Source organism: Mesorhizobium sp. 2RAF45 (assembly GCF_052115225.1).
In the GTDB taxonomy this organism is placed as follows: Bacteria; Pseudomonadota; Alphaproteobacteria; order Rhizobiales; family Rhizobiaceae; genus Mesorhizobium; species Mesorhizobium jarvisii.
Genome location: NZ_JBFRGG010000004.1, coordinates 52,363 through 74,829, shown reverse-complemented (window position 1 = coordinate 74,829; position 22,467 = coordinate 52,363). Strand labels below are relative to the sequence as shown.

Here is a 22,467-nt window from a genome sequence, read left to right as displayed (position 1 = left end):
CCCCGTCCGGTCAACTCGGTGATGGCAGGTCTCCTGGCTCGCGGGTCTCAGCGCAATCCTGCCTTCCCAGCCTTGCCGGCCAGTGGCACGTCGGATCTTGCTCACCGCTTACAGTTGCGGGGGCAGCCACGGTCTCGACCTCTGCGGGTCTCACCGTGTTCCCTTTTCACCCCTTGCCTTTCGGCGCGGGGACCATCACGCACCCACCGTAGATTTCCATCGATCGCATCGCAATGGGTTTTTTGCGATGTCGCTGCGCTGCGTAGAATATGTAATAACATTACTTTGAAGCGATATTTCTCGACGATGTCAACCCCTGTCCTCGCGCAATAAGTCTTCGGCGGTACCTCGGTTTTCAGCCGCGAGTGGTCACCAGGCAGGAGGCATGACACCTGGCCGCGGTCGCCGAGGGAAACCGGCGCTACAGCTTTCTAAAAAAGCCTGACAGAATATTTGGACCCGCTTCGCCTGGCCGCAGTCTGATCCCGTCTTCAAAGCAATTCAGCGTCACGCATTCGAAGCCGTAATGCGCGAGGAGCGCCACCAGCGAGTCACGGTCGAAATGGTGCAGGTGCTCGTTGGGCAGACGCATGCGCCACGTCCGGAACCACGCATCGCCATCGGCGCCGAGTTCACGCCAGCGGCAATAAGGGACGGCGATGGCCAGGTGGCGGGTCTGAAGGCGGGCGAGGAAACCCAGATCCGGAATGTGCTCGAGCACGTCGAACATGGCGACGAGATCCCACGAGCCGGCGAGCGCCTCGTCCCAATCGACAAAGCGGACGCCCTCGGGCAGCGGAAATTTGGTGATGTCGCAGCCGGCACAGTCGGCAACCCCGGTAATCTTGGCGGCCTCAATGAAGGTGCCGGTGCCATAGCCAATCTCCAACACGGACCGCGGTATCTCACCGGTGATCCCCAGCACCCAGCCAAGCCGCTGATAGCCGAGCTTGATGGTCCGGTCGCTCAGATCCTCGTAATAGGAAATGTATTGCTTGTCGTATGTGATCGGCGTGGCGTCGATCTGGTGGATCACGCCGAAGCGGTCGAGGTTGTAGTTGTCTAGCATTCGCGGCGCCCCCGGGATTTCGAATGCTTATATGGCGGAGTTGAACGCAAGGTAAGCAGTTGGGGCGGGATGCCAAATTCTGGCAGGAGCGCGACCAGAACTAAATGTCACATTTGGGTCGACTGCCAACCGCCACTGCCAGGCTATGCAACGCGAAAAGCTGACACGCGACCTCCCGATACCAAAGTAAAAGCGTACGCGACCTCACCCTTCAAAACGGATGCATGACCCAACGACGCAGGTTATGTTACCCCGTCGGCAGACGTCATCGAAGGGGAGGACATGACATGCAGGCAATGCCGATAGCGCATCAAGCCGCGCAACCCGCGGTCGGCCCCATATCCTCCTTGACCGGCTATCCGGCCGCCATCCTGTGCTGGCTGCTTTCGGCTGGTGTCTATATCGCGGCCAAATGGGTGGCGCCTGAAATGCCGCCCTGGGGCCTCTGCTTTTGGCGGCTGACGCTTGCCTGCGCCATCCTACTGCCGATTGTGCACCGTCATCACGACGCCATGATTGGGCTTTTGCGAACTCGCGCCTTGGAGGTCGTCGCCGTAGGGGCGATCGGCCTCACCCTATGCCAGGGTATGATCTACCATGGCCTCAACGACACCAACGCCACCACGGCCGGCATCATCATGGCGCTTTCGCCTGTCATGACGATGGTGCTCGCGCGTTTCGTGCTTGGCGAACCGCTCGGATTGTGGAAGTCGCTTGGCGCGCTGGTTGCGCTCGCCGGAATGATTTTCATCGTTGCCCACGGGAACCTGACGGCGCTGCTGCAACTCGAGTTCAACGCCGGCGAGTTGTGGATCGTCGGCAGCGCGTTCTGCTGGGGCCTGTACACCGTGCTTTTGCGCCGTGCCAAATTCGGCATCGAACTCCTGCCGATGGTCGTGCTGCTGCTCGGCGCCGGTGCGCTGGTCGCGTTGCCTTTCCATTTGTGGGAATTGTTCAACGACGCACGCTCCGCCATGGACGTCCACAGCATTCTCGCGCTCGCCTATCTGGCAGGACCCGGCGGCGCCTTGATGTACTATCTCTACAACAAAAGCGTGGAAACACTCGGCGCGAGTCGGGCGAGCATGCTGCTCTACCTGCAGACGGTGTTCGTCGCCATGCTTGCCTATCTGCTGCTCGGCGAGGAATTGCACGATTACGATCTGGTCGGTGCGGCCTTCATTGTCGCCGGCATCATACTCGCCACCGTGGTCAAACCCAGGCCAGCTCAACCACGCGTGGCGTAGAAATCTATAGCCGCGCGAATGACCGAAGTGCGCCATGAAGTTGCCATTCTTCGGCAGGCCCTCCCAAAACGAACAAGGCCCCTTCCGGGGCCTTGCGCATCAAGTTCAATGCCGGGCTCTCCGGCCCTCACTTCCCCATCAGTTGCTTGGCGTTCTCCGCCGTGATCGCGGTCGTTTCCACCGTCACCGTTGGTTCCACCGAAGTCGCGCAGTCGAGCAGGATCTTCTTCGACATCTCGATCGCTTCCTTGGCGCCCGTCGGATAGGTGAAGGTCGCCGCCCAGTCGCCTTTTGCGACGGCCTCGATGCCGCCGGCCGGTCCGGGCAGGCCGTCGGTGCCGATGATCTTGACGTCCTTGCCAGCTCCCTTGGCGGCAAGCAGCGCGCCGGCCGCCATCATGTCGTTGGAGGCATAGAGCACCTTGATGTCGGGATGCGCCTGCAGCATGGCGGCAAAGGCGGTCTGGGCTTTGTCCGGCACCCAGTCGGCGGCCTGCTCGGCGACGACCTGGATCTTGGCATTCTCCTTGACGCCGTCCTTGAAGCCGTTCAGCCGCTCAACCGCCGGCGTCGAGCTCGGCAAGCCTTCCAGCACCGCCGCCTCGCCGCCATCCGGCAGCAAGGTCTTGGCGGTGTATTTGCCGGCCTCGAGCGCGATCTTGTAATTGTCGCCGCCGATGAAGGCGGTGTAGTCCTTGCCGGGATCGCCGACCGTCTTGCGGTCGAGCTCGATGACCGGGATGCCGGCATCCATGGCGCGTTTCACCGCCGGCGTCAGCGGTGCCGCCTCGAAGGGCGAGATCAGCAGCAGATCGACCTTCTGGGTGATGAAATTGTCGACCTGCGAGGTCTGCGTGTTGACGTTGCCGGCGCCGTCGGCGATCTGCAGCGTGAAGCCCGGCACGGCCTTGGCCGCCGCGGTCAGCTCGTCATTGACGTGCTGACGATAGGGCTCGGCATTGTTGGCCTGCGAAAAGCCGATGATGAACTGGCCGTCCTTGGCGCAGGCCTTGACCATCGGGTCTGCAGCCTGGGCGGATCCCGCAATGCACAGGCCCGCGCCTGCCAGAAGCACGGCGTGAAGCGTGCGCCTCGTTCCTTGTCTTGTGGTCTTCATACTCACTCTCCTCCTCGTCGGGCCGGGGGCCAGACCTTGGTTGACTTCGACTTTGTTGCCGCCTTCCTCCTAACGACCCAAACCCTCGCGGCGGCGAACGAGGGATTGAAGCACTGCCGCCAGCACGATGATCGCGGCGGTCGCGAGTAACTGCATTGCCGGCGTGATGTTGTTGAGCTGCAGGATGTTGGCGAGCGCGCCCAGCATGATGGTGCCGGCCACGGTGCCGACCATCGAGCCGGCGCCGCCAAACAGGCTTGTGCCGCCGATGACCACGGCGGCGATGGCTGTCAGTTCGTAGCCCATGCCGTCATTGGCGCTGCCGAAATTGAACTGGCCGGCGTGCACGATGCCGGCCAGAGCCGAAGCAAAACCGGTGATGGCATAGACCGAGATCTTCACCATCGAAACGGGCACGCCGGAAATGCGCGCCGCGCGCTCGTTGCCGCCAACGGCAAAGACATAGCGGCCGAAGCGCGTCGTGTTGAGCACGATCGTTGCGATCGCGGCAAAGACGATGAAGACGATGGTGGCGACCGGCACGGTGTTGTTGAACAGCCGCTCTCCGAGGATCGCAAACACAGGCGGTGCCAGGCCCGGCCCGTCGCCATAGGAAATGTTGATGTACTGGTTGCCCGAGACGACCAGCGCCAGGCCGCGCGCCGCCTGCAAGCCAGCAAGCGTGACGATGAACGGCTCCAGCCGAAAGCGGGTGGAGATAGTGCCCTGGATGGCGCCGAAGACGATGCCCATGACGAGCACGGCGAGGATGGTGGGAATGAGCCCGAATCCACCCGAGATCATCATCGACGCGGTGACGACGCTGGACAGGCCGAGCACCGCGCCAACCGACAGGTCGATGCCGGCGGTGATGATGACGAAGGTCATGCCAATGGCGATGATGCCGGTTTCCGACACGGCGCGCACGATGTTGGCGATGTTGTCGGGATCGAGGAACAGGATCTGGCCGTGCCGGCGCGGCGAGAAGATGATGCCGCCGATCGCCACCACCACCAGGCCGATCAGGCTCTGGAAGCGCACCACAAGGGCGAGCGGATCGCGATGCTTGGGCGCTGCCGCCGGCACAGCGGGGCTCGCTGTCACCGAAATCTTCTGTTCAGACATCAGGCCTCCCTGCCATTTGCCGCGTCAAGCACCGTGTGCTCGTCGACGCCGCCGATGAATTCCGCCACGTTGCGCCCTTGGCGCAGCACCACGATCCGGTCGCACAGGCCGATGAGCTCCGGCATCTCGCTGGACGCGACCAATATTCCGAGCCCCTGCGCCGCCAACTGCCTCAGCCGCGCGTAGATCTCGCCCTTGGCACCGACATCGACGCCGCGGGTCGGTTCGTCGAGCAGCAGCAGCCGGGGATTGCCGAGAATCTCCTTGGCCAGCACCACCTTCTGCTGGTTGCCGCCGGACAGCGCGCCGACGGCGATGTCGGGATTCTTCGGCCTGATATCGAACTGGCCGAAGGACTGCTTCACCGCATCCGCCTGGCGGCGCTGCGACATCAGGCCGAAGGGCGAGATGCGGCGGATCACCGACATGACCAGGTTGAGGCCCACCGCCATTCTGAGCATCAGCCCGCTGCCGCGCCGATCGTCGGTGACGAAGGCGATGCCGGCCGCGCGGGCCGCCCTGATCGAATCCAGCCTTACAGGCCGGCCATTTATAGCAACCTCGCCTTCCCAACGGCCGGACAGGCCGGTGCCATAGAGCGCGCTGAGCAGTTCGGTGCGCCCTGCCCCCATGATGCCGGCCAACCCGACGATCTCGCCCGCCTTGACGTCGAGCGAGACGCCGCTCGGCGGCTGCCAGCCGGCGCTTTCATGGGCGAGCCTGAAGCTGGCATCACGCAAGCTGAGCAGTGTCTTGCCGGCCTTCGTCGACCGTTCGGGATAAAGCTCATCCAGCGGCCGGCCGACCAGAAGCCGGACCAGTTCGGCCTGCGGCGCGTGCGGCTCGGTGACGCCCGCGACGCGACCGTCGCGCATGACCGTCACCCGGTCGGCGATCTGCGGTACCTCCTCGAGGCGATGCGAGATGTAGACGATGCCGACGCCGCTGGCGGCGAGCTTGCGCATGATGTCGAACAGCCTGTCGACCTCACCTACCGTGAGTGCGGCCGTCGGCTCGTCCATGATCAGCACGCGCGAGGCGTAGGACAGCGCCTTGACGATGGCCACGACCTGGCGCTGGCCGATCGACAGGTTCGCCACCATGCTGGCCGGATCGATGGCCAATTCGATGGCTTCGAGACGCTTGCGCGCCTCGCTGCGCATTGCCGGCACGTCGAGGAAACCACCGGGCCGCATCAACTCGCGGCCAAGGAAAAGGTTGGCGGCGACGTCGAGTGTCGGCACCAGGTCGAGTTCCTGGAAGATGGTGGCGATGCCGGCCGCCTGCGCCTCGCGCGGGTTGTTGAAGGCTACCTGCTTGCCGTCGATGTGGATGGTGCCCTCGTCCGGCGTGTAGACGCCCGACAACAGGTTCATCAGCGTCGATTTACCGGCGCCGTTTTCGCCAAGCAACGCATGGATCTCGCCCGCCTTGAGGTCGAAGTCGACGCCGCGCAGCGCCTGGACGCCGCCGAAGCGCTTGACCGCACCGGTGACGGAAAGCAGCGGCGCGCTCATGCCGACCTCATGGGGCTGACCTCATGGGGGGCCGGCCTCGCGCAGGACTCCCGCACCTGCAGCGCCGCCCGCAGCCGCACCGCCTGCGGCTCCAGGTCGGTCGATGCAATGCGAGCGCACAGCAGGGCGGCCGCCTGCCGTCCGATCTCGGTGCAAGGTTGCGCGACCAGTGTCAGCCGCGGCTCGAAGCAATCGGCCCATTCGAAGTCGTCGAAGCCGGCGAGCGACAGGTCGCCGGGGATAGAGAGCCCCCTCTCGCGGATGGCGCGAACTGCCCCGATGGTCGTCATGTTGTTGCCCGTGACCAATGCGGTGGGCGGCGATGGCAGAGACAGGATCGCATGGGTCGCTGCGGTCGCGCTCGCCGTGTCGACATTCTCCGGCGAGACATAGTGCGGCAGGCATTCAAGTCCATTGGCGACCAGCGAGGCGCGAAAGGCCTCGACGCGTTCGCGGGTCGTCGCCAGACCCGGCTGGCCGGCGATGTAGCCGATGCGCTTGTGGCCGAAGGCGGCGACATGATCGATCAGCGCGCGCATCGATGACTGGTTCTCGACACCGATCTGGTCGAAACGCTCGTCGGCGAAACGATCGATGAGCACGCAGGGCAGCTTCTTCTCGGCCAGGTAATCGATGGCGCGCTGCGGCGCGCCCGACGGCGCCAGGATTACGCCGTCGACGCGACGCTGGTGGAAGGCGCGCACCACCGAAAGCTCGCGGTCGGGGTCCTCCTGCGTGTCGGAGAGGAAGACCATGAGGCCGAGGCGCGCGCATTCGGCCTCCACCGCACAGATGATATCGGTGAAATAAGGGTTGGAAATCGCCGAGATCGCCAGGCCGACGCTGTTGGTCGAGGCGACTTTCAGCGACCGTGCCAGCTCGTTGGGCTGGTAGCCCATCGCGGCGATTGCGTCGTTGATGAGCCGGGCCTTCTCCGGCGAGACGAAGCGGGTGCGGTTGATGACATGCGAGACGGTCGAAACCGATACGCCGGCGCGGCGCGCGACCTCAGCCATTGTCGGCATGGCGACTCAAATGGAGTGCTGGCAAGCGCTCCTCCCTGATGATGCGTTCCAGTCCGCTCTCATTGGCTTTGGCGGATTTCGATGGACCATAATGTCATCGAAACGTTTGCGCAATCGATTCGATGGCTTTGTTCGACCAAATTCGCGCGCTGCGCAATTTCGATCAAATTGTCACGCAAGAAAGCGGCAAGATGGTCCGGCCAAATGCGAGAAGCCATGAACCCGACCGAGAAAGCGCTGTGGTTTGTCGAGAGCCATCTGCCGGAGGCGATCTCGCTCGACGATGTCGCGGCAAGCAGCGGCGTGTCGCGCTTTCATGTGACGCGCGCCTTCGGCGCCGCCACCGGCCGCTCTGTCATGGGTTATGCGCGCGCACGGCGCTTGACCGAGGCGGCGCGCAGGCTGGCCGACGGGGCGCCCGACATCCTCTCGGTGGCGCTCGATGCCGGCTACAACTCGCATGAGGCCTTCACCCGGGCCTTCCGCGACCAGTTCGGCACGACGCCGGAGCTGGTGCGCGCGCAAGGCTCGACCAAGACCCTCGACCTCGTGGAGCCGATCCTGATGGACCAGTCCTTTCTTGCCAAGCTCGAGCCACCGCGCTTCGAGACCAGCCGGCCGTTCCTGATCGCGGGGCTGGGCGAACGCTACAGCTGCGAGACCAGCGCCGCCATTCCCATGCAATGGCAGCGCTTCGGCCCCTATATCGGCAACATTCCGGGCGAGACCGGTGACGTCGCCTATGGCGTCTGCGTCAACGGCGACGATGCCGGCAATTTCGACTACATCGCCGGTGTCGAGGTCACAGACTTTTCCGACCTTCCCAGGGAATTCAGCCGCGTGCGCATACCGGCGCAGAAATATGCGGTGTTTTCGCATCGCGAGCACATTTCGACCATCCGCCGCACCGTCAACACGATCTGGAACAAATGGCTGCCGGCCTCCGGGCACGAAATAGCGGACGCGCCGGAATTCGAACGCTATGGGCCGGAGTTCGATCCGCGCAGCGGCAATGGCGGGCTGGAGATCTGGATACCGGTCAAGTCCTAGAGCGTTTCACCGTTTCACGGAAACGGCGAACCGCTCTAACTCTTGTTTTGGAGCAATTCCGGACGGAAAACCGCTTCACACTTTTCCTGGAATTGCTCTGGTATCGAGCAGATCTTACCTTGGCATGGGCCAAGGTACGATCCGCCGCTTCGCCTACTCCACGGTGAGAGCGACCTCGTAGCCGTTGCTACGCAGATGCTCGAAGACCCGCTGCATGGCCGCCTGATCCCGCGCCTGGGCGTAGTTGACGACCCGCGTGCCGTCGAGACTTCGGTGTAGGCTGGCGGACATCCAGCCGGGAATGCCGCGGCAACCCATTGCCGCCTCCCGCAGCAAGTCGATCAGCGCCTGCTGTCCGCCTTCAGGCACGGTGAAGACATTGATCTGGGTGATGACGCCGGTGTCGACGCGAATGATGGGCATTTTGCTTCTCCTTCGTTGGCGCTTGGCAAACGAAGGAACGCCGATCAGCGAAGACCCCGAACGCCAAGCCGGGCGTAAAGCACGCCGTGGGCTTGCCGTGGGTTCCCATATTGGATGGGAACGGAGCTTCCAGCTTGTGGAAGGGAGCGGGCTTACCATGTGCCGCTCAAGGGTCCTTTTCGACCCGCGTTTCATATCATCGACGCAAGGCGCCAACAACCGCGCGTCGTGCCGGACGGCGTTCGCTAGAGGTCGAGATCCCAGGTCTGACCGACCAGATCCTTGCCGAAGGAATGGTGGCGCTCTTCATCGATCAGTTTGAAGCCGGCGGCCTGGTAGATGCGGCGCGCCGAGCCCAGTATATCGTTGGTCCAAAGCGTCAGCGTCTTGTAACCCTTGGCCCGCGCGAAGGCGATGCACTCATCGACCAGACGCGCGCCGATGCCAAGGCCGCGTGCCGAAGGCTCGACATAAAGCAATCTGAGCTTCGCCACCTCGGGCGACTTGCGCACGACGAAGACCGAACCGACGACCTCGCCATCGCGCTCGGCGATCCAGCTGCGCTCCCATTTCGGGTCGAAGGATTTGACGAACGCCGCGAGGATTTCGGCGACCAGCGCCTCGTAGGTTTCATCCCAGCCATAATCCTGCGCGTAGAGCAGGCCTTGCCGGCGGGTGATCCAGCCGATGTCACCGATCTGCAGCGGCCGCAGCAGATAGGGGATTTTCGGCTCGGCGCTTTCGTCCAGCAGCGCCTGGACCGTCCGCATCGACTTCACCAGCCGGTCCTGCTCCGAAGCGGGCAGCCGATCGAGCAAGGCGGCCACCTGGTCATGCGAACCCTTGTTCAGCGGCGCGAAGGCATTCCTGCCCGCCGGCGTCAGCGCAATCGAGGATTGCCTGGCATCCGAAACCAGCGTCGACCTGGAGATGAGGTCATCGCGTTCGAACTTCTTCAGCAAACGGCTGACATAGCCGGCGTCGAGACCGAGATCGCGCCCCAGGTCGGTCGCGGTCAAACCGTCGCGATGCGCCAGCTCGTAAAGCACACGCGCCTCGGTCAGCGAGAAGGCGCTTTGCAGCAGCCCTTCGTCGAGCAGGCCGATCTGGCGGGTGTAGAAGCGGTTGAAAGCCCGCACCGCATCGATCAGGTGCTTGTTGGGCGCTTCGTTGTTGGGCTGATGGTGAATCGTCATGGTCATCTCCTGCCTTCACAGGATCAATCGTTTACTTGACGGAGTCAACTATATGATGTGATCACATCATCGGCAAGACCGGCCAGCGATCGACGATCCTGCCCTGGGAAAGCACCGCGATCGGCCCGAATTGCTGCAGCACGGCCTCGCTCTGCGTCGGCCGCAGGAACGCATAATCGCCGGGCATCACAGTGGTGTCAGCCGGCAGACCCATGAATTGCTGGTTGGACGACAGGCCGAGCAGGCCATTCGTCCTCATGCCGTCGGGAAAGACCGGCTCAGCCATCCACTTGCCGCCATAGAGGTAGCAGCCCTTGCGCGGGAACCGGCCGAGTGCCTGCAGCAGGCGGGTAACGGCCGGCGGGCCCGGCAGCATCGGCTCGACAATTTTCAGGATCGGCGTCGCGATGAAGGCGGCCGGCTGGAAGCCGTCGAGGCCGGCTGTGTCGAAATCGCCGGGCAGCACGAAGGCCGACCCCATCGACACTTCATTGGCCATGACGCCATGATGAAGCAGCGCGGTCTTGCTGCCGCCAATGTTCAGGATGCGGCGCTGGTCCGGACCGAGGCGCGCGACGAAAGCGGAGGCCCGCTCCGAAGCGTGCGCCAACGCCTTGGCCGGCCCGCCGAACAGGCCGGGAATGTGCGGCGCATGCGCCTCATAGGCCATGACGCCTTCGCAGCGCAGCTTTTTGTGGACCGACACCTGCTTCAGCGCCCGCGACAAGGCCCCCGGTTCGGCGAAGCCGCCGCGATGCAGTCCGACATCGATCTCGAAGGCAATGCGGAGCTCGATATCGAGTTCGATCGCGAGAGCGCCATATTCCGCCAGTCGTTCATCACTGTCGATCAGCCAGCAGACACGTGACCAGTCGGCGCCACCCTTCACCAGTGCCGCCCTTGCCGTCCCGACTGGCATCGGTTTGCCGTACAGGAGACCCGCGTCCGGAAACGCCTTCAGCACCGCCTCACTGATCGGCGGATGGAAAGTCATGAAGCGGTCGGTTCCAAGCGCCTTGCGGATATGCGCAAGCAGCGGCAGGCAAGCGAGCGACTTGTCGACCAGCCGCACGGCAAGGCCGGGCGCCAGTCTCTCTCCCACCAGCGCAATGTTGCCGTCCAGCCGGTCGCGGTCGAGCAGCAGGCAGGGTTGGAAGATGCCGGCTTGCTTCAGCGCCTGCGAAAGCGTCGCGAAATAGGCGCTCATGGCTCGATGCCGAACAGGCCGGCCATGTAAGGCGAGACGAAGCGGTTTTGCGGATCGATGTCGCGGCGCACCGCCATGGCGTCGTCCCAGCGCGGATAGAGCTTCTTGAAGTCCGCCGCCTTCAGGCTGTGCATCTTGCCCCAATGCGGCCTGCCGCCATATCTGCGGAAGATCGGCTCGGCCGCCTGCATGAAGGGCAGCGGATCGCTCGCGGCGTCATGGTGGATGGCGATCGAGCAGGTCGGCCTGTTGTAGAAGGGCGATAGCCAGAACGGATCAGCCGCGACGCTGCGCACCTCCATCGGGAAATAGACTTCGGGGAAGCGTTTTTCGGTCAGCTCGATGATTTCGGCCAGCGCCTTCGGCCCCTCCTCGAACGGAAGGTGATATTCCATCTCGTTGAACTTGGTCTGGCGGTCACTGGCATAGACGTTGAGCCAGTCCTGCACATAATCCTCGGACGGCACTTTCGCGACCGCGCCAAGGATCAGCCGGCGGCGCAGTGACGGCAGCCAGGCAAGCCCGGTGCGCAGCCGGCGCAGCGTGCGCAAGGAGCCTTCGTCATCGTCGGTCGGGCGCGCGGTGGTCGCCTCGGTGCTGAAGTCGCTGGCGATAAACTGCGCGTAGCCAGAGAACGGAATGTAGTAGAATTCGGCCGAGCGATGCGCGGTCATCATCTTTTCGAAGTCGCGCAGCATGTCGCCGATCGGCAGCACCCATTTGCGGCGCCGCAGCCGGTAGGTCGCGATGTTGTTCAGCGTCACTTCGCTCAAGACACCGAACGCACCGAGCGCGACGCCTATGGCGTGGATCATATCCTGATCCCCTGCCCTGGTGACGTCGCGAACCTTGCCAAGCCCGTCGACGATCTGCACCGTCTCCAATTGCGTATGATAGGCGCCGAGCGTCGGCCCCGAGCCATGGGTAGCGGTCCCCAGCGCGCCGCCGATCGCCTGGCGGTCGATGTCGCCCATATTGGGCAGGCCCTGGCCGATGCCCTGCAGTATGTGCATGAGCGGACCAAGCCGCGTCCCTGCCTTCACGCGTGCCCGATGCCTTTGCGCGTCATGCGAGACCAGCCCCTCCAGCCTCTCCAGGGACAGGATGGTGCCTTGCGACTTGACCAGCGGCGTGAAGGAATGTCCCGCGCCAACGACGCGGATTGGGCCGGGCGCGGTGCGAACGAGATCGCCGAGTTCGCCCGCATCGGCGGGGCTTGCGATCAGCCGGGGTTCAGCGGTGACAAAGCCCGACCAGTTGCTCCAGATGTTCGACATGCTGCCCTCCGCTCAGGCAACGGCGCGGCGACGCCGCGACACGAGGATGAACAGGCCGAGCAAGGCGACACTGGCAACGGCGCTGGCGGCGGCGAATTCCGGAACCGGGCGGAAATCCTTGCCGTCGATGAGCAAGGATGCCGCGATCGGCCCGATCGCCAGGCCAAAAAGCTGTGCCGCCGGCACCAAGAGCACGGCGGTGCGCGTCTCGTCGGCGGTGATCGCCAGCCGGATCTGGTAGGGCACGATGAACAGGAGGATGAAGCCCATGGCCAAGGCGGCCATCCAGAATGTGATAAGGTCGGGTCCGCTGGCGAGAACCAGCGAGCAGACCAGCGCGACCACACCGATCGCAGCAACGGCAAGGCGGTAGTCGATGCGCGCTTCGAACGCGGTCGCCATCATCGCCCCCGAGACCTGCGCCGCGAGGCTCGCCGAGACGATCAGGCCGACGGTGCGGCCATCGATGCCGAATTGGGTGCCAAGCGGTTCCAGAAACGCCCAGACCGCGCCGAAGAACATGAAATAGCAGAAGACGCACAACAGCGCGGTGATCGAGGGAGCCGTCAGCACATTGGTCAGGTTCTCGTCCTTGGGCAGGTCGGCGTAGTCAGCGGGGACGACGAAGGCGACGATGAGCGACAGGACGCAGACGACCGCGAGAATGAGGAAGCCGCCGGCCGATCCGGCGGCCGGGATGACATAGAGCGCCAGCAGCAGGGCAAGCGCGCATTGCGCCAGCGTCTGCATGGTGACGAAAAAGCCGCCGATGCGTTCGGCGCGCCGCGAACGGGCGATCAATTCGGTGGCGACCGCGACCAGCCCGCCTTCCGCAAGCCCGGCCAAGGCGCGTGCCGCCATCAACGCATCGGCGCCGGCGGCATAGGCCGTCCAGACATTCGCCAGCGCCAGCAGGAGCAGCAGCACCGCACTTTTCCAGCGCATGTTGCGGGCCGACAGCAGCATCGCGACGATCGCCGAACCGATGGCGATGGCGATCATCTCGGCGGTGGCGACCAGCGCCAGTTCGTCGCCGCTGACATGTCCCTCGGTGTATAGGGCGCCGAGCAGCACTGGCTGCAGGCCTAGGATGAGCAGACCGACCGAGCCGATCCACAGGGCCGACGCGAGTTGTCCGCCGGTCGGATTGCCGACCAGCCAGTCGCCATTGCCAGTGTGCCCGGCATTTGTCGAAGTCAAAGGCGCCTCCCAACGTCCTTGCCGCGCGGCAAAAAAGCTGACAATCTGTCAGCATTTCAGAAACTGATACTTGATCATATTTTTTGTCAACCAGAATTTGGCAATTCGTGCGAAAGACCGGTGCATGGTGGAAGTAAGGCGAACAGCGACCGAACCGAGGCGCAAGCCCAAGCAGGAGCGCAGCCGCGAGCGCATCGACGCCATCCTGTCGACGACGATGCGGCTAATCGGCGAGAAGGGCATCGACGCCGTCACCATGAAGGAAGTCGGCGCGTTGGCAGGCGGGCCGATCGCCACAGTCTATCACTACTTTCCCAACAAGTCGGCGATCCTGGCGATGCTCTATGAGCGATTTTCAGAGGTGAGCCGTGCGCGATTGACTGATATCCTCGCCGATGTCCGCGAAGCCAAGGACGTCATCGCCGCCGCCGACCGGTTGCTCGACGACTACCTCGGCCGCGTCGCCGGAGATCCGGCCATCCAGGACCTGCAGAACGCCATCCAGGCCGACAAGGCGCTCAAGAATCTAGACATCGCCGAAACCCGGCATCAGGCCAAGATGTTCTGCGACCATGTCACCGCCTTGATCGAGCCGGGCAAGCATGAACAGTTCGAACGCATGGTTCTCTTGATCTTCCAGCTCGCCGGCGGTGTGGTGCGCCTGGCGCTCGCTCAGGGCGAAGCGGAAAGCCGCCAAACCGTCGAGGATTACCGGTCGATCATCCACACGCAGTTGCGGTTGTTTCTCTAAGCCCCAATCCATGGAAAAAATTACCGCCTTTCGAGGCTGCCGCGCGCCTTGACTCTCGCAGGACGGCGGCCTATTTCAGCCCCACGTTAGCACTCGCCCTTGGTGAGTGCTAACTATACGTCCGGCTTCGCCGGACGGAGGAACTGTTTCTCACCGTTCTCACTCGAGGAAGAAAAAATGGCAAAGTCGAAGTTCCGCCCGCTTCATGACCGCGTGGTCGTTCGCCGGGTCGAATCCGAATCCAAGACCGCCGGCGGGATCATCATCCCGGATACGGCGAAGGAAAAGCCGCAGGAAGGCGAAATCATCGCCGTCGGCTCCGGCGCGCGCGACGAAAGCGGCAAGCTGGTCCCCCTGGACGTCAAGGCTGGCGACCGCATCCTGTTCGGCAAGTGGTCGGGCACCGAAGTCAAGCTCAATGGCGAAGACCTTCTGATCATGAAGGAATCCGACATTATGGGCATCATCGGCTGATCATCGGCCTCACCGTCAACTGAATTCCGGGCTTTATCCCAAGCCCCTGCCAGGAGCTAAAAATGGCTGCTAAAGACGTAAAATTCTCCCGTGATGCCCGTGAGCGCATGCTGCGCGGCGTCAACATCCTCGCCGACGCGGTGAAGGTCACGCTCGGCCCCAAGGGCCGCAACGTCGTCATCGACAAGTCGTTCGGCGCCCCGCGCATCACCAAGGACGGCGTCACCGTCGCCAAGGAAATCGAGCTTGAGGACAAGTTCGAGAACATGGGCGCTCAGATGGTCCGCGAAGTTGCTTCGAAGACCAACGACATCGCCGGCGACGGCACCACGACCGCGACCGTTCTGGCGCAGTCGATCGTCCAGGAAGGCCACAAGGCGGTTGCCGCCGGCATGAACCCGATGGACCTGAAGCGCGGCATCGACCTCGCCGTCACCGAAGTCGTCACGGCGCTCGGCAAGGCTGCCAAGAAGATCAAGACCTCCGAGGAAGTTGCCCAGGTCGGCACGATCTCCGCCAATGGCGACGAGTCGGTCGGCAAGATGATCGCAGAAGCGATGCAGAAGGTCGGCAACGAAGGCGTCATCACGGTTGAGGAAGCCAAGACCGCCGAGACCGAACTCGAAGTCGTCGAAGGCATGCAGTTCGACCGCGGCTACCTCTCGCCCTACTTCGTCACCAACGCCGACAAGATGGTTGCCGATCTCGAGGACGCCTACATCCTGCTCCACGAGAAGAAGCTCTCCAACCTGCAGGCGATGCTGCCGGTTCTCGAAGCCGTCGTGCAGACCTCCAAGCCGCTGCTCATCATCTCGGAAGACGTCGAAGGCGAGGCCCTGGCCACGCTGGTCGTCAACAAGCTGCGTGGCGGCCTGAAGATCGCCGCCGTCAAGGCTCCGGGCTTCGGTGATCGCCGCAAGGCCATGCTGGAAGACATCGCCATCCTTACCGGTGGCCAGGTCATCTCGGAAGACCTCGGCATCAAGCTCGAGAATGTCGGCCTCAACATGCTCGGCCGCGCCAAGAAGGTGTCGATCTCCAAGGAGAACACCACCATCGTCGACGGCGCCGGCAAGAAGGCCGAGATCCAGGGCCGCGTTGCTCAGATCAAGCAGCAGATCGAAGAGACCACTTCGGACTACGACAAGGAGAAGCTGCAGGAACGTCTCGCGAAGCTCGCGGGCGGCGTTGCGGTGATCCGCGTCGGCGGCGCGACGGAAGTCGAAGTCAAGGAAAAGAAGGACCGCGTTGACGATGCGCTGAACGCGACCCGCGCGGCCGTGGAAGAAGGCATTGTTGCCGGCGGTGGCGTGGCCCTGCTGCGCGCTTCGGCCAACATCAAGGCTGCCGGCGCCAATGCCGACCAGGCTGCTGGCATCAACATCGTGCGTCGCGCTCTGCAGGCTCCGGCTCGCCAGATCGCCTCGAACGCCGGTGCGGAAGCATCGATCGTTGCCGGCAAGATCCTTGAGAACAAGGGCGCGACCTTCGGCTACAACGCCCAGACCGGCGAATATGGCGACATGATCGCCATGGGTATCGTCGATCCGGTCAAGGTCGTGCGCACGGCTCTCCAGGACGCGGCCTCGGTCGCCGGCCTGCTCGTCACCACCGAAGCCATGATCGCGGAGGCTCCGAAGAAGGAGTCGGCTGGCGGCGGCATGCCTGGCGGCATGGGCGGCGGCGGCATGGGCGGCATGGGCGGCATGGATTTCTAAGAAGCCCATAAAGCACGCCCATGAACTAACATTGCTCAAGCCCGCAAGCGGGCTTGAGTGGCGGCATGGATTTCTAATCCAGGCCACCTGGCTTATTATGCATACGGAAAGGGCGGCAGCGATGCCGCCCTTTTTTCATTGCTTCCTGCAACGATAGCGACCATCGAGGTCCGCACCGCTAGACGGCGCAACCTCTCATTCTCGAGCAATTTTCCAGCAAAATCAAAGGCTTAACTACGCTTTGACGGCGCTAGGTAAATTTGTCAGACAATATTCTTTAACACATTCGCGATTACTAAAGGGCGGGAGCACGGCGAGGTTGCTCCTGAGTGTGGCGTGTCGGGTGCCCATCGATGCAAATTTTCCGGCGATTTTTGCGGAACCGCGACGGCAACGTGCTGATCATCTCGGCACTGGTGATGCCGGTCCTGATCGGCATGGCCGCCCTGGTGACCGAATATGGCGCAGCACTCGTCGAGCGGGCCGATAATCAGCGAGTCGCCGACCTGTCGGCCTATGCGGGCGCCCTCGCCTATAACGTGAACAAGTCCACCTCGCAGATGACGGCCACCGCCGTCGGCGTCGCAGTGCTCAACGGCGTTCCTGCCGCCAATGTACAGGTCAACCTGGTCGCCTCCCCGAAGACGACCGGTGTCAACGCCGTTTCGGTGTCGATCAACACCTACAGGACGCTGTTCCTGGCACGCGTTCTCAACGATCGCCAGCAGTTGCAGATCTATGCCAATTCGGTGGCCGAGCTTGGCGCGCAGCCGCAAACGCCCGGATGCATGCTCGCGCTCGACGGCACACAGACCGGTCTGACGCTGAGCGGCGGCACTTCGATCTCGGCGCAGAAGTGTACCGTCTCTTCCAACAACACGGTGACCGTCCCCTGCGGCACCAGCATTTCGGCGCTCGGCGTCAACTACAATTCCGCCGCCGCACCGAGCCAGCCGTGCAGCGGCATCACCGGCCCAGGCGGGGCGACCGCGGTGATCACCAAGAAATCCACCCCCGACCCGCTCGCCGGCAATGCCGCGGTCACGGCCGCCGTGGCCCGTATTGCAACGCTTGCCGCGCTTTCGACGACGGCCGCGCCAACAGCGCCCACCACTCCCAACGGCAACAACATCGACTTCGGCTGGAACACAGGCCCGACCCAAGGCCAGGCGAACGCGCTCGGCTGCACCGCCAGTTGGGCATCGTCGTCGTCGACATGGACGCTGAACTGCGGCAGCAAGACCACGGTCAACCTGGGCACCATCACCATCGGCGGCGGCATCAACCTCAACTTCGCCACAAGCGGCGCGGCAACGACGGTTTACAATATCGCCGGCGATCTCACGACCAGCGCCACCACCAATTTCGGGCCAGGCACCTACAACTTCGCCAAGACCCTCACCACGGCCGGAACCACCACGTTCGGGACCGGCACCTACAATTTCGGCAAGCAGGTGACAACAGGCGGAACAACCACCTTCGGCGCCGGCAGTTTCAACTTCGCGAAGGGGCTGACAACCGGCGGCGGTGCCACCACGACATTCGGCGCCGGCACCTTCAAGATCGGCCGCAGCGACAACACCTGCAATGGCTCGGGGCAGGTCAGCATCTGCAACACCTCCACCTTGACCTTCGGCGGACCGAGCACCTTCGAGCTCCCCGGCGGCTATACCAACACCGGAACGCTCACCTTCGGCTCGGGCACGACCAATTCCTACAAGATCGGGCCAGGCAGCAATGGCGACGCGATCACGCTCGGCGGCGGTTCGACAACGATCATGGCCGATGCGACTGGCGCCAGCAGCGTTTTCCAGGTCGTCGGCAATGTGAATGGCGGCGGCGGCGGCAGTTGCTTTGTGGTGCCGGCCGCGGCGCAGCATGACATCGCCGGCAACTTCATCGGCTCGGGCGCCATCCTGCTCGGCGCCGGTGTCTACACCGTGGATGGCTATTTCGCACTGGGCGGCAATGGCGGCGGCAGCGCCAACTGCAACGGCAGCACGATCAGCGTCAGCGGCGCCAATGTGACGCTTGTCCTGTCGGGCAAGGCCAAATCCAGTTCGGGAAGTTGCAACGGCTATGTCTTCTGCGTGGCCGCCGGCTACAGCAACATCGTGCTCACCGCACCCCAGTCGGGAGCGACGGCGAAGCTGGCGGTGATCGGCCCCACCGGCAGTTCCAACACCGGCGGCGCGACCTTCGCCGAAGGCGGCTCCAACGCCCAGATATCGGGCGCATTCTATTTTCCCTACGGCCCGATCATCATGAATGGCGGATCGAGCGTGCTGGGGTCGAACACCGACCCGAGCAAGTGTCTGCAGATGATCGGCTCACGCATCACGCTGTCGGGCGGCACTACGGCTGCATCGGAATGCATTGCCGCCTCGAGTGCCGGTGGCAGCAGCAAGGTGAGCCTCGTGCAATGAGACAGCAGTCACACCCCGACCCCGGCTTGTTGGCCAGCTGGCGCTTCGCGTTCACTGACTTCCTGCGGCGCCAGAACGCCGGCGTGTCGGCGGTCGAGTTCGCTTTGGTCAGCCCCGTGCTGCTGGTCATCCTGGCCGGAACCGTCGACATAGGCGGCTCATTGAAGGCCAAATTCGAACTGAGCTCGGCGCTTTCGGCTGGTTCGAACTATGCGCTGCTCAATGGCGACAAGGTCAATTCCACCGGCGGCGGCGCGCTGGCCGGCAACATTGCGACGGTGGTCACCAGCGGCCTGAGCGGCAATGGCGGCAGCATTCAGGTCGTCATCAACAACGGTGCGGCACTTGCCTATAACGCCACCACGTCCACGGCCACCCAGAGCGGCACGGCCGCCAATGCCGATCTCTGCTATTGCCCAGGCAGTTCCGGTGCCGTGGCCTGGAGCACCCCGATGGCATGCGGCAGCATCTGCAGTGGCGGCGGCATTGCCGGGAAATTCGTAACGATCACGGCCAGCAAGCCCTATACGCCGCTTTTCGGCGGCTTCGGCATCGTCAGCAACGGCAACATCACCGTCAAGGCCGTGGTGCAACCGCAATGAGCCGTCGCCGATCCTTCCTGCGCGACAAATCCGGTGCCAACGCCGTTGAGTTCGCCTTGCTGTCTGTACCGTTGCTGATGGTGCTGATGGGCACGTTCGAGTTCGGCCGCATGTACTGGGCCCAGCATGTGCTGAATGAGATCGCCGCGGCAGGGGCGCGTTGCGTCGGCGTGCTGCAGAGCGGATGCACGCAGAACGGCGTCTACAACGCCGCCAGCGCCATCAGCTATATCAGCAGCAGGGCGGCAACCGACGGCATCGTGCTCAGCAACGCCAACATCGCCGTCAGCAACAACACCACCTGCTCGGGCCTGTCCGGCTTTTCGAGCGTCCAGGTTTCCTACAACTTCACGACCGTGCTACCGGGCTTCCTGACGTCGCTGGCGAACGGCCCGAACCTCAGCGCCAGCGCCTGCTTCCCGAACCAGGGGGCTTGACTTCAGACAGCGGCCTCCGCGCGCTGCCGTGCCTCGCCGGCAAGCACCGCGGCTTCGATCAGCGCCGCGACCTCGTCCGCCACCGCCTGTAGCGGGGCGCGGTCTCGGGTGGCGCGGGCGATCACCATCAGCCCTTCCAGCGACGATTCAACCAGCAGCGCCAGAGCGTGGGCGCGGCGTTGGGGCACTCCGGCCCTGACGAAGGCCTCACGCAACAGGCCTATCCACTGCTCGAAGGCCGCGCGGCACAAATCCGCCAGCTCCGGCACGTCGGTCGGTGAGTCCAGCACGACAGGCGCGATCGGACAGCCGAGCGAAAACTGGTTGTCTTCCAGCATGCGCCCCACCGCCTGGTAGATATGATGGACCGCCACCGCCGGATCCCTTTCGGCCGCCAGCGCTTCCCCCAGCCTCGCCGTCACCCCGGCAACACTGTCGCGCGTCACCTCGATCACCAGCTGGTCCTTGCCGCCCGGAAAATGGAAGTAGAGCGAACCACGCGGCGCGCCGCTGGCGCTCAATATGTCGTTGAGCGAGGTGCCGTGATAGCCGCGCTGCCGCAGCAGCAGCGCGGTCGTGTCGAGTATGCGGGTGCGGGTGTCGTTCGCCATGTCAACCTCTGTCAGCAGCGATCATTATAGGCCTTGCGTCGAATATGACAATCGGTCTACATAATATGTAGATCAGTCTACATATTGGAGGCAACACCATGCGCAGCTATCGTCTTGACGGGGCGGGCGGAACCGAATGCCTGATGATGCGCGACGAGCCAGAGCCTCGGCCGAAACCGCATGAAATCGTGGTGCGCGTCCGTGCCGCATCGCTGAACCGCCGCGACACGATGATCCTCAACGGCACCTATCCGCTTACGCCGCGCCAGGGCATCGTCCCCCTGAGCGACGGGGCTGGTGACGTTGTCGCCATCGGCGATGCCGTCACCCGCTTCGCCGTCGGTGACCGTGTCACCGGCAGCTATTTCGCCCGCTGGATCGACGGCCACATCAACGCCGGTCTCATCGACCAGCTCGGCTGCACGCTGGACGGCATGTTGGCGGAATACGCGGTTCTCGACGAACAATGGGCGGCGCGCCTGCCCGATCATCTCGACTGGCATGAGGCGGCTACGCTGAGCTGCGCCGGCGTGACCGCCTGGAACGCGGTGACGAGTGCCGGAATTCCAAAGCCAGGCCAATGGGTTCTGGTCATCGGTTCGGGCGGCGTCTCGCTGTTTGCACTGCAGTTCGCCAAGCTGCTCGGCTGCCGCGTCGCCGCCGTCACCTCGCGCGCAGAGAAAGCCGACAGGCTACGGGCGCTGGGCGCCGACCTTGTGATCTCGACGTCGGATATGGCCGAATGGGGCGGGGCAGTCCGTGACCAGACCGGCGGCATCGATCTCGTCGTCGAGACCGGTGGCCCGGCGACCTTCGCGCAGTCGCTGATCGCCAGCACGCTTTACGGACACATCGTGCTGCTCACGCTGCAGGATGCGAAAGGCGGATCGATCCAAATCCCGGCGGCACTCTACCAGCGCAGCCTCGCCACCATCAGCCGCCTCTTCGTCGGCAACCGGAGCAATCTCGAAGCCATGCTGCGCGCTGTTTCGCAGCACCGCCTGTGGCCCGTCATCGACAAGGTCTTTGCCTTCACAGAGGCCCGCGATGCCTATCGCTATTTCCAGCAGGGCGACGTCTTCGGGAAGGTGGTCGTCGACGGCGCCTGACCCGTCAATGTCTCAAACCTAAGGAGAACGGCAATGACAATTCGCGAAGCCTCGGCGAAGTGGCAAGGGACGCTGAAAGAGGGTTCAGGCAGGGTGAGGCTCGGCAGCGGCGTCTTCGAAGGCGCCTATTCCTTCCCGTCGCGTTTCGAGAACGGTCCAGGCACCAACCCGGAAGAGCTGATCGCCGCGGCGCATGCCGGCTGCTTCTCGATGGCCCTGAGCGCCATACTGGGCAAAGCCCAGCATATACCGACGAGCATCAGCACCGTCGCCAAGGTGCATCTCGGCGCAACCGCCGCGGGACCGACGATCACCCGCATCGAGCTTGAGGCGCAAGCCGAGATTCCGGGTCTTGCTCCGGATGAATTCCAGAACCTCGCGGAGAGGGCGAAAACGACATGCCTTGTTTCGCGCGCCCTGGCTGGCGTGGCCTCCATCACGCTCAAGGCCGAGCTCATCGCGACCACGGCACAGTAACATCAGGAGGACGAGATGAAGGACAGCATTATCACCCCCCATCCAGACGACCGCTCCGGACAGACGGCCGAGATCATACGGCGCTTCAACGATGTGTTTCAGCTGCACGACCCGTCCGCACTTCCCGAACTGATTGCCGAAGAGTGCGTCATCGAAAACACCGCGCCGGCGCCGGATGGCGCCCGTCATGCGGGACGGCAAGCCTGCGTCCAGCTGTGGTCGGCGATCGCCACCCAGCCGGACACGCGCTTCGACCTCGAGGAGACCTTTGTCGCCGGCGACCGGGCGACCATCCGCTGGCGCTACTGGATGGCCGACGGCAACTCCGTCCGCGGCGTCAATCTGATGCGTGTAGAGGACGGACGCATCGTCGAGGCGATGGGCTATGTGAAGGGATAGTTGGCCGGTT

General features: G+C 63.7%; 22 protein-coding genes and 1 riboswitch. Of the genes, 11 read left to right on the top strand and 11 right to left on the bottom strand.

The features are described from left to right. Positions 1 to 6 precede the first annotated feature (6 nt). Positions 7 to 212, bottom strand: a riboswitch (cobalamin riboswitch). A 209-nt stretch (positions 213 to 421) separates the two neighbouring features. Continuing rightward, the gene (locus AB4Z43_RS13335; protein WP_019857448.1) at positions 422 to 1,069 is read right to left on the bottom strand and encodes a class I SAM-dependent methyltransferase; all 648 of its coding nucleotides are present in this window, start codon (positions 1,067 to 1,069) and stop codon (positions 422 to 424) included. Positions 1,070 to 1,356: 287 nt separating this feature from the next. On the opposite strand from AB4Z43_RS13335, the gene AB4Z43_RS13330 reads away from it, so the two are divergent. After that, on the top strand, positions 1,357 to 2,316 hold the full coding sequence (locus tag AB4Z43_RS13330; RefSeq protein WP_038646060.1) for a DMT family transporter: 960 nt from the start codon (positions 1,357 to 1,359) through the stop codon (positions 2,314 to 2,316). Between the two features lie 127 nt (positions 2,317 to 2,443). On the opposite strand, the gene AB4Z43_RS13325 is transcribed toward AB4Z43_RS13330, so the two are convergent. The 4 genes from AB4Z43_RS13325 to AB4Z43_RS13310 all read right to left on the bottom strand — a co-directional run bounded on the left by AB4Z43_RS13325 (position 2,444) and on the right by AB4Z43_RS13310 (position 7,100). Next, positions 2,444 to 3,433: a substrate-binding domain-containing protein gene (locus AB4Z43_RS13325; RefSeq protein WP_027046704.1), complete on the bottom strand. Its 990-nt coding sequence runs from the start codon at positions 3,431 to 3,433 to the stop codon at positions 2,444 to 2,446. Between the two features lie 69 nt (positions 3,434 to 3,502). Beyond that, positions 3,503 to 4,558 (bottom strand): ABC transporter permease, encoded by a 1,056-nt coding sequence (locus AB4Z43_RS13320; RefSeq protein ID WP_019857445.1) that lies wholly within the window; start codon positions 4,556 to 4,558, stop codon positions 3,503 to 3,505. Then, positions 4,558 to 6,075: a sugar ABC transporter ATP-binding protein gene (locus AB4Z43_RS13315; protein WP_064984857.1), complete on the bottom strand. Its 1,518-nt coding sequence runs from the start codon at positions 6,073 to 6,075 to the stop codon at positions 4,558 to 4,560. The genes AB4Z43_RS13320 and AB4Z43_RS13315 overlap by 1 nt, the downstream gene beginning before the upstream one ends. After that, the gene (locus AB4Z43_RS13310) at positions 6,072 to 7,100 is read right to left on the bottom strand and encodes a LacI family DNA-binding transcriptional regulator (RefSeq protein WP_038646046.1); all 1,029 of its coding nucleotides are present in this window, start codon (positions 7,098 to 7,100) and stop codon (positions 6,072 to 6,074) included. The genes AB4Z43_RS13315 and AB4Z43_RS13310 overlap by 4 nt, the downstream gene beginning before the upstream one ends. Positions 7,101 to 7,316: 216 nt before the next feature. On the opposite strand from AB4Z43_RS13310, the gene AB4Z43_RS13305 reads away from it, so the two are divergent. Further along, positions 7,317 to 8,150 (top strand): AraC family transcriptional regulator, encoded by an 834-nt coding sequence (locus AB4Z43_RS13305; RefSeq protein ID WP_064985081.1) that lies wholly within the window; start codon positions 7,317 to 7,319, stop codon positions 8,148 to 8,150. 153 nt (positions 8,151 to 8,303) lie between these two features. On the opposite strand, the gene AB4Z43_RS13300 is transcribed toward AB4Z43_RS13305, so the two are convergent. The 5 genes from AB4Z43_RS13300 to AB4Z43_RS13280 all read right to left on the bottom strand — a co-directional run bounded on the left by AB4Z43_RS13300 (position 8,304) and on the right by AB4Z43_RS13280 (position 13,453). After that, the gene (locus tag AB4Z43_RS13300; protein WP_064984859.1) at positions 8,304 to 8,573 is read right to left on the bottom strand and encodes an antibiotic biosynthesis monooxygenase family protein; all 270 of its coding nucleotides are present in this window, start codon (positions 8,571 to 8,573) and stop codon (positions 8,304 to 8,306) included. Between the two features lie 245 nt (positions 8,574 to 8,818). Then, positions 8,819 to 9,769 carry a bifunctional helix-turn-helix transcriptional regulator/GNAT family N-acetyltransferase gene (locus AB4Z43_RS13295; RefSeq protein WP_027046703.1) on the bottom strand — a complete coding sequence of 317 codons (951 nt, stop codon included), beginning with the start codon at positions 9,767 to 9,769 and terminating at the stop codon, positions 8,819 to 8,821. Between the two features lie 61 nt (positions 9,770 to 9,830). Beyond that, positions 9,831 to 10,976: a DSD1 family PLP-dependent enzyme gene (locus tag AB4Z43_RS13290; protein WP_019857437.1), complete on the bottom strand. Its 1,146-nt coding sequence runs from the start codon at positions 10,974 to 10,976 to the stop codon at positions 9,831 to 9,833. Continuing rightward, a complete protein-coding gene (locus AB4Z43_RS13285; RefSeq protein WP_202379281.1) occupies positions 10,973 to 12,253 on the bottom strand; it encodes a D-arabinono-1,4-lactone oxidase in 1,281 nt (426 codons plus the stop codon). The genes AB4Z43_RS13290 and AB4Z43_RS13285 overlap by 4 nt, the downstream gene beginning before the upstream one ends. 12 nt (positions 12,254 to 12,265) lie before the next feature. Next, positions 12,266 to 13,453: an MFS transporter gene (locus tag AB4Z43_RS13280; protein ID WP_441937844.1), complete on the bottom strand. Its 1,188-nt coding sequence runs from the start codon at positions 13,451 to 13,453 to the stop codon at positions 12,266 to 12,268. Between the two features lie 124 nt (positions 13,454 to 13,577). On the opposite strand from AB4Z43_RS13280, the gene AB4Z43_RS13275 reads away from it, so the two are divergent. From AB4Z43_RS13275 to AB4Z43_RS13250, 6 genes are all read left to right on the top strand, one after another. Continuing rightward, complete coding sequence (locus AB4Z43_RS13275; protein WP_069091871.1) at positions 13,578 to 14,204, top strand: TetR/AcrR family transcriptional regulator; 627 nt, start codon at positions 13,578 to 13,580, stop codon at positions 14,202 to 14,204. Positions 14,205 to 14,381: 177 nt separating this feature from the next. Then, positions 14,382 to 14,678 carry a co-chaperone GroES gene (groES, locus tag AB4Z43_RS13270; RefSeq protein WP_010915433.1) on the top strand — a complete coding sequence of 99 codons (297 nt, stop codon included), beginning with the start codon at positions 14,382 to 14,384 and terminating at the stop codon, positions 14,676 to 14,678. Positions 14,679 to 14,740: 62 nt separating this feature from the next. After that, positions 14,741 to 16,396, top strand: coding sequence for a chaperonin GroEL (gene groL, locus AB4Z43_RS13265; RefSeq protein ID WP_441937842.1), 1,656 nt, complete (start codon positions 14,741 to 14,743; stop codon positions 16,394 to 16,396). 353 nt (positions 16,397 to 16,749) lie between these two features. Continuing rightward, positions 16,750 to 18,822 carry a pilus assembly protein TadG-related protein gene (locus tag AB4Z43_RS13260; RefSeq protein ID WP_441937840.1) on the top strand — a complete coding sequence of 691 codons (2,073 nt, stop codon included), beginning with the start codon at positions 16,750 to 16,752 and terminating at the stop codon, positions 18,820 to 18,822. Further along, a complete protein-coding gene (locus tag AB4Z43_RS13255) occupies positions 18,819 to 19,424 on the top strand; it encodes a TadE/TadG family type IV pilus assembly protein (RefSeq protein WP_245307121.1) in 606 nt (201 codons plus the stop codon). Before AB4Z43_RS13260 ends, AB4Z43_RS13255 begins: the two co-directional genes overlap by 4 nt. Then, on the top strand, positions 19,421 to 19,861 hold the full coding sequence (locus AB4Z43_RS13250) for a TadE/TadG family type IV pilus assembly protein (RefSeq protein WP_038646026.1): 441 nt from the start codon (positions 19,421 to 19,423) through the stop codon (positions 19,859 to 19,861). The genes AB4Z43_RS13255 and AB4Z43_RS13250 overlap by 4 nt, the downstream gene beginning before the upstream one ends. A 2-nt stretch (positions 19,862 to 19,863) precedes the next feature. Here AB4Z43_RS13250 and AB4Z43_RS13245 read toward each other — a convergent pair whose 3' ends face one another. Then, a complete protein-coding gene (locus tag AB4Z43_RS13245; RefSeq protein WP_038646023.1) occupies positions 19,864 to 20,472 on the bottom strand; it encodes a TetR/AcrR family transcriptional regulator in 609 nt (202 codons plus the stop codon). 98 nt (positions 20,473 to 20,570) lie between these two features. Between AB4Z43_RS13245 and AB4Z43_RS13240 the strand changes: the two genes are divergently transcribed. From AB4Z43_RS13240 to AB4Z43_RS13230, 3 genes are read left to right on the top strand one after another with little or no spacing between them, the layout of a single operon-like run. Further along, a complete protein-coding gene (locus AB4Z43_RS13240) occupies positions 20,571 to 21,581 on the top strand; it encodes a zinc-dependent alcohol dehydrogenase family protein (RefSeq protein WP_441937837.1) in 1,011 nt (336 codons plus the stop codon). A 33-nt stretch (positions 21,582 to 21,614) separates the two neighbouring features. Beyond that, complete coding sequence (locus AB4Z43_RS13235) at positions 21,615 to 22,058, top strand: OsmC family protein (protein WP_441937835.1); 444 nt, start codon at positions 21,615 to 21,617, stop codon at positions 22,056 to 22,058. Between the two features lie 15 nt (positions 22,059 to 22,073). Beyond that, positions 22,074 to 22,457: a nuclear transport factor 2 family protein gene (locus AB4Z43_RS13230; protein WP_019857425.1), complete on the top strand. Its 384-nt coding sequence runs from the start codon at positions 22,074 to 22,076 to the stop codon at positions 22,455 to 22,457. Positions 22,458 to 22,467: the final 10 nt, after the last annotated feature.

Bases quoted from the DNA above. Each gene is read 5' to 3' on its own strand.
- AB4Z43_RS13335 (WP_019857448.1), bottom strand. From the start codon at position 1,069: ATGCTAGACAACTACAACCTCGACCGCTTCGGCGTGATCCACCAGATC.
- AB4Z43_RS13330 (WP_038646060.1), top strand. From the start codon at position 1,357: ATGCAGGCAATGCCGATAGCGCATCAAGCCGCGCAACCCGCGGTCGGC.
- AB4Z43_RS13325 (WP_027046704.1), bottom strand. From the start codon at position 3,433: ATGAAGACCACAAGACAAGGAACGAGGCGCACGCTTCACGCCGTGCTT.
- AB4Z43_RS13320 (WP_019857445.1), bottom strand. From the start codon at position 4,558: ATGTCTGAACAGAAGATTTCGGTGACAGCGAGCCCCGCTGTGCCGGCG.
- AB4Z43_RS13315 (WP_064984857.1), bottom strand. From the start codon at position 6,075: ATGAGCGCGCCGCTGCTTTCCGTCACCGGTGCGGTCAAGCGCTTCGGC.
- AB4Z43_RS13310 (WP_038646046.1), bottom strand. From the start codon at position 7,100: ATGCCGACAATGGCTGAGGTCGCGCGCCGCGCCGGCGTATCGGTTTCG.
- AB4Z43_RS13305 (WP_064985081.1), top strand. From the start codon at position 7,317: ATGAACCCGACCGAGAAAGCGCTGTGGTTTGTCGAGAGCCATCTGCCG.
- AB4Z43_RS13300 (WP_064984859.1), bottom strand. From the start codon at position 8,573: ATGCCCATCATTCGCGTCGACACCGGCGTCATCACCCAGATCAATGTC.
- AB4Z43_RS13295 (WP_027046703.1), bottom strand. From the start codon at position 9,769: ATGACGATTCACCATCAGCCCAACAACGAAGCGCCCAACAAGCACCTG.
- AB4Z43_RS13290 (WP_019857437.1), bottom strand. From the start codon at position 10,976: ATGAGCGCCTATTTCGCGACGCTTTCGCAGGCGCTGAAGCAAGCCGGC.
- AB4Z43_RS13285 (WP_202379281.1), bottom strand. From the start codon at position 12,253: ATGTCGAACATCTGGAGCAACTGGTCGGGCTTTGTCACCGCTGAACCC.
- AB4Z43_RS13275 (WP_069091871.1), top strand. From the start codon at position 13,578: ATGGTGGAAGTAAGGCGAACAGCGACCGAACCGAGGCGCAAGCCCAAG.
- groES (WP_010915433.1), top strand. From the start codon at position 14,382: ATGGCAAAGTCGAAGTTCCGCCCGCTTCATGACCGCGTGGTCGTTCGC.
- groL (WP_441937842.1), top strand. From the start codon at position 14,741: ATGGCTGCTAAAGACGTAAAATTCTCCCGTGATGCCCGTGAGCGCATG.
- AB4Z43_RS13260 (WP_441937840.1), top strand. From the start codon at position 16,750: ATGCAAATTTTCCGGCGATTTTTGCGGAACCGCGACGGCAACGTGCTG.
- AB4Z43_RS13255 (WP_245307121.1), top strand. From the start codon at position 18,819: ATGAGACAGCAGTCACACCCCGACCCCGGCTTGTTGGCCAGCTGGCGC.
- AB4Z43_RS13250 (WP_038646026.1), top strand. From the start codon at position 19,421: ATGAGCCGTCGCCGATCCTTCCTGCGCGACAAATCCGGTGCCAACGCC.
- AB4Z43_RS13245 (WP_038646023.1), bottom strand. From the start codon at position 20,472: ATGGCGAACGACACCCGCACCCGCATACTCGACACGACCGCGCTGCTG.
- AB4Z43_RS13240 (WP_441937837.1), top strand. From the start codon at position 20,571: ATGCGCAGCTATCGTCTTGACGGGGCGGGCGGAACCGAATGCCTGATG.
- AB4Z43_RS13235 (WP_441937835.1), top strand. From the start codon at position 21,615: ATGACAATTCGCGAAGCCTCGGCGAAGTGGCAAGGGACGCTGAAAGAG.
- AB4Z43_RS13230 (WP_019857425.1), top strand. From the start codon at position 22,074: ATGAAGGACAGCATTATCACCCCCCATCCAGACGACCGCTCCGGACAG.